The following is a 5,449-nucleotide window of genomic DNA, read 5'->3' as shown; positions in this document are numbered from 1 at the left end:
CAGGCACGATGGATAACGAGGTGGAAGCCCGCTCTGAACGCGTTTGCGATCACGTTCGCCGATCGTTGGCCAGGATCTGAAACTTACTGATGGAAATCCGCCGAAACACCGTTAAAGAGATAGACCCTGCGTCCGATTTCCACGCGATGCGTTCGTCCGGGTGCTGTTCGGTGATGGTGGCGTCGAATTCTCGTGTTTGTCCGGCTATTTCGAGGATCCACTGTGTGTGCACATCGTCGGTTTGTCGAATTTCCCGTACTCCGGACATGAAGTGCAGGTCGGGACGGCCCGTGTTCAGATGATGAGGTTCGAAGCGTTTCGTTTTCAGACTCGCAATTGGGGTCAGGTTTCTGGCCACCTGTCGTATGCGGGCCATGATTCGCCCGAGCCGGTCGTTGTTGACCCGTCCGGCGGCCTCGTTGAGCTGTAGAGCGGATATGTGCAGTGCGTTGTCAATCGAGGCGTTCTCGGTGTTCGTTGGGTGTCATGCCGGTGGTGTCGCGGAACGCTCGGTAGAAGGTGCGGGGGTCGGAGAATCCTGTTTGTCGAGCGATGAGGGAGACGGGCCGGGAAGGGTATTTTCGTAGTAGGTGCTGGGCGGACTGGATGCGCGCTGCGCGGAGATATCCCATGACTGTGTGGTCGGTTCCCTGGAACAGGCGGTAGAGGCTGCGGCGGGAGAGTCGCATCGCGGTGGCGATGCGTTCGGCGTCGAGGTCGGGGTCTGCAAGGTGGGCATGGATGTAGGCCAGAACCTGATCTCGTCGTAGGAAGGCGGGTATTTCGGCGGCAGAGCGAACCGGTGTGACGAGACTCAGTAGTGATGTGGCCAGTGAAGAGGCGTGAGTCTCGAGCTGTGCGGCGCCGTGGGGATCGCTGTCTTGGTGTTGGGCCAGTTGGGTGAAAAAGGCTGCGACGGCGGACATCGCTCCTGCACAGCTCATGGTCGTGGCCAGGATGTCCGTGGTCCGGTCGATGCCGGCGAGCGCGAAGGCTCGATCGGCGGGCACCTTGACGATGACCTGTTCGTAGGGTGCATCGGCTCGGAAAGCGAAGGGCAGGGAACTGTCGTAGATGACCATGGATCCTGGCGGGACTACTGCAGTGTGTCCGGCCTGTTCGATGACGCAACTTCCGCGCGTCTGGAATGTGGCGAACAGATACTCGTCCTGTTCCCGCCCTTGGGCGATTCGGCTGCGATTGCGGTGTGTCTGCTCGGCGGTGGCTCGTTTCGTGGACAGAGTGAAGTTCGTGTATCGGCCGAGACGGACATCGCCGTAGAAGTCGGGGTCGGCGGGGTCGGTGCTGACGTCGACGTAGGCATGGCGCCGGGCCTCTCGCCAGTAGTCGATGACACCGTCGTCCGGCGCCCGCGAGGTCGACAACGTTTCGAAGTGTGGCAATGAGGGCTCGTCTGCATCAGCCATGGCCGGATCACCTGCCTTTCGGATACCACTGAGTTTACTGAGCCGCGCGGGAAAGTCCTGCGGGTCGGGGAGAGAGCGAGCCGGCCCTGTGTCCGCCAGTCGGGGGGCGATCACAGGGCCGGAAATCTACGCGTGCTGCAAAACGCTCAGGCCGTGAGCATTCCGTGCTGTATTGTGCTGAGACCATGAGCTTTCCGTGCTGGATCGTGCTCAGGCTGGAATCATTCCGTGTGGGTCGATGATGAACTTGCTCGATGACCCCTGATCGAAGGTCTCGTAGGCGGCGGGTGCTTCGTCGAGGCCGATGACCTTGGTGTTGAGCATTGCGCTCAGATACGGCATGCGGTCCCACAGGATCGACATCATCAACTCGCGGTTGTAATGCATGATCGGTGCCTGCCCCGCGGACAGGCGCGGTGACTTGATCCAGGCCTTGCCGAATTCGAGCGGGAAGATGCCTTCCTGTTCGGCCTTTGTCGGTGCCAGAGGGTCGGGGCCGTAGACGCCGATGACGCCGGTGGCGCCGCCGGCACGGGTGGCTTCGAGGACGTCGTTGATGGCACCTGCCGGCTGAGGCTGATTGGACTCCGAGCCGATGCCGTGTGCTTCGGAGCCGACATAGTCGACGCCACAATCGACTTCGCGCTCACCGAGGATGGCCTCGATCTGGTCGGGCAAGGGGATGTCCTGGCTCAGGTCGATGGTCTCGCAGCCGTTGTTCTTGACCAGGTCGAGTCGGTCCTGATAGTAGTCGCCGACGATGATGCAGGATGCGCCGAGAAGGCGTGCTGCTGCTGCGCCGCAGCGTCCGACCGGCCCGGCGCCGGCGATGTACACCGTTGAACCTGGTTTGGCCCCTGCCTCGATGAGTCCGTGAAAGGCGGTGGGAAGGATGTCCGAGAGCAGGGCAAGATCGAGGATCTTGTCCATGGCCTGGTCCTTGTCCGGGAAACGGAGGAGTTGGAAGTCCGCGTACGGGACGAACAGGTATTCGGCTTGTCCGCCCACCCAGTCGCCGAGATTGAAACCGTATGCGCCGCAGGAGACTGCAGGATTGACGGTTTCACAGACATCTGTGCGGCGAGCTTTACAGTTGCGGCATCGTCCACAGGCGACGTTGAAGGGGACCGAGACGAGATCGCCTTCTTTGAGGAACTCCACGTCGGAGCCGACCTCGATGATCTCTCCGGTCATCTCGTGGCCCATGACCATACCCTGGGGGACGGGGAAGGACCCTCGGTAAATGTGCAGGTCGCTGCCGCAAATGTTGGTAGCGACGATTTTCAGGATGACGCCGTGGGGCGCTTTTCGTCCGTTCGGCATCTCCAGCTTGGGGAAGTCGAGTTTCTCGACCTTCATGGTGCCGGGGCTCTCGAACACCACTGCGCGGTTGCTGTCTGCCATGCTGTCGCTCCTAACCTGGGGGATCCCTGCACGCTGCGATTCGGGACCCGGTTGTGGTGGCGTGGCCACCGGGGGACCTTTCGAACGTATGCGCACGTGGCGATACGTGTCAGTGACCTTGCGTGTCAACTGAGTGACGATGTGTGCCAGGAGTGCTGTGGGGTCTGCCGCAAGGCTCCCTTCCTTCGTTATGGTCACCGGCATGACAAACCGTTCCGAACATCTCGCCGAGGCCGATGATCGCTGGAGGCAGGGTGTCGTGGTGCGGGGAGCTCGGCAGAACAATCTTGCCGACGTCGATCTCGATGTTCCTCGAGACCGTCTGGTGGTGTTCACCGGTGTGTCCGGCTCGGGGAAATCCTCGCTGGCGTTCGGGACACTGTTCGCGGAATCGCAGCGGCGCTATCTGGAGTCGGTGGCACCGTATGCCCGTCGGCTGATCGACCAGGTCGGTGTACCCGATGTCGACGTCGTCGAGGGACTGCCACCGGCGGTTGCACTGCAGCAGCACCGAGGCATCGGTAATGCTCGATCGAATGTCGCCAGCGTGACGACATTGGGCAGTCTCGTGCGGATGCTCTATTCCCGTGCCGGGTCTTACCCAGATGACCAACCGATGCTCTACGCGGAGGACTTCTCGCCGAACACCGTGCAGGGCGCATGTCCGACCTGCCATGGCATCGGGCGCGTCTACGAGGTCGATGTCGACAAGATGGTCCCCGATCCCACACTCAGCATCCGGGAGCGCGCGATCGCTTCGTGGCCGCCGGGCTGGCCGGGTGGCAACCTTCGCGACATCCTGGTGTCACTGGGATACGACGTCGACTCTCCGTGGAAGAAGCTGCCGAAGAAACATCGCGACTGGATCCTGTTCACCGAGGACCGCCCCACCGTTCCTGTGTACTCGGGATTTACCCCGGCACAGACTCGGCGAGCGATCAAAGCCGGAACCGAACCCAGTTACGAGGGCAATTTCGTCGGCGCCCGGCGGTTCGTGCTCGATACCTTCGCGAACACCAAGAGCTCGATCGTCAAGAAGCGGGTCTCTGAGTTCGTCACCAGCGAGGTATGCCCGATGTGCCAGGGCAAGCGGGTCAAGGCGGAGGCGCTCTCGGTCACCTTCGAGGGCCTGGATATCGCCGAGTTCGCGTCCTTGCCCCTGGCACGACTGGCAGAGATCGCGCGCACTGTTGTGTCCAGCGACTGGCTACCCGAGGCGGCAGGAGAAGCTCTCGACGAAACCCGACGAGCCGAGGCCACGCGACGACGTGTCGCATCGGGAGGATCGGCGCACACCGCCGCTCCCGACGTGCGACGCACCCCGAACGTGTCAGCGGAAAAACAGGTGGCGGCGCGGCGCCTGCTCGACGACCTCCTCGAAAGAATCCAACCCATCATCGACCTCGGGCTGGGATATCTGTCACTGGACCGGACGACGCCCACACTCTCCGGCGGAGAGCTGCAACGACTGCGCCTGGCGACGCAGCTGTCCTCGAAGCTGTTCGGCGTCGCCTACATCCTCGACGAACCTTCGGCGGGACTGCACCCCGGCGACTTGACGGCGCTGCTGAGAATTCTGCACGGACTTCGTGAGCGAGGAAACAGCGTCCTCGTCGTCGAGCACTCCCTACCCGTCATCCGAGAAGCGGACTGGCTGGTCGATATCGGTCCCGGTGCCGGCGAGAACGGTGGACGCGTGCTCTACAGTGGAACACCCGCCGGGCTGGCCGACGTACCGGACTCGGTCACCGCACGCTATCTCTTCGACACGTCGGAGCAGGTGCGCCGCCAGCGGCGTACCCCCCGCGGGTGGCTTCGCGTCGAAGGCGTCGAGCGCAACAGTCTCCGCGACCTCACCGTGTCTTTCCCTCTCGGGGTCTTGACCGCGGTCACCGGAGTCTCCGGTTCGGGGAAATCGAGCCTCGTCAGCCAGGCTCTACCAGCGTTGATCAACGCTGAACTGGGCCGGCCCGCCGCGCCCGATGCCAACGTCGAACCGCGCGACGACACCGATCTGCTGCTCACCGGAGATCAGGGCGCGGTCCGCGGCCGCATCGAGGGCACCTTGGGAGGGCTCCGTCGGGTGGTCGCCATCGATCAGCGCCCTATCGGGCGCACACCCCGATCCAATGTTGCAACCTACACCGGCATGTTCGACCACATCCGCAAGCTGTTCGCCGCAACACCTGCGGCCAAGAAACGGAACTACAAACCGGGGCGGTTCTCCTTCAATGTCGCCGGTGGCCGCTGTCCGACCTGCGAAGGTGAAGGCTTCGTGATGGTCGAGCTGCTTTTCCTGCCCAGCGTCTACAGTCCGTGCCCGGACTGCAACGGCACTCGTTACACGCAGAGCACACTCGAAATCACCTGGCGGGACCGCAACATCGCCGACGTTCTCGCGATGAGCATCGACGAAGCCCACGCCTTCTTCACCAGTGAGAACGACGTTCTTCGCTCGCTCACCGTCCTACGCGAGGTCGGGTTGGGTTACCTGCGACTCGGACAACCCGCCACCGAGCTGTCCGGCGGCGAAGCTCAGCGTGTCAAGCTGGCATCCGAACTCCAGCGTGCTCAACGCGGCGACACGCTCTACATCCTCGACGAGCCCACTGCTGGGC

The 5,449-nt window shown here is 62.7% G+C and carries 4 protein-coding genes; 1 reads left to right on the top strand and 3 read right to left on the bottom strand.

Annotation, left to right across the window (positions count from 1 at the left end; all coding sequences use genetic code 11):
* Positions 1-49 precede the first annotated feature (49 nt).
* The 3 genes from ATN38_RS33265 to ATN38_RS00330 all read right to left on the bottom strand — a co-directional run bounded on the left by ATN38_RS33265 (position 50) and on the right by ATN38_RS00330 (position 2,831).
* Complete coding sequence (locus ATN38_RS33265; RefSeq protein ID WP_350835252.1) at positions 50-358, bottom strand: SRPBCC family protein; 309 nt, start codon at positions 356-358, stop codon at positions 50-52.
* Between the two features lie 94 nt (positions 359-452).
* Complete coding sequence (locus tag ATN38_RS00335) at positions 453-1,427, bottom strand: helix-turn-helix domain-containing protein (RefSeq protein ID WP_003943380.1); 975 nt, start codon at positions 1,425-1,427, stop codon at positions 453-455.
* A gap of 210 nt (positions 1,428-1,637) precedes the next feature.
* Complete coding sequence (locus tag ATN38_RS00330) at positions 1,638-2,831, bottom strand: alcohol dehydrogenase catalytic domain-containing protein (protein WP_003943355.1); 1,194 nt, start codon at positions 2,829-2,831, stop codon at positions 1,638-1,640.
* Between the two features lie 202 nt (positions 2,832-3,033).
* Here ATN38_RS00330 and ATN38_RS00325 point away from each other — a divergent pair.
* A partial coding sequence (locus ATN38_RS00325; protein ID WP_256931490.1) for an excinuclease ABC subunit UvrA occupies positions 3,034-5,449 on the top strand: 2,416 nt, incomplete at its 3' end.

It is taken from the genome of Rhodococcus sp. FH8 (assembly GCF_019266085.1).
GTDB lineage: Bacteria > Actinomycetota > Actinomycetes > Mycobacteriales > Mycobacteriaceae > Rhodococcus_F > Rhodococcus_F qingshengii.
Note: the sequence above shows the minus strand (reverse complement) of the source record. Positions and strands in the feature narration are given on the sequence as shown.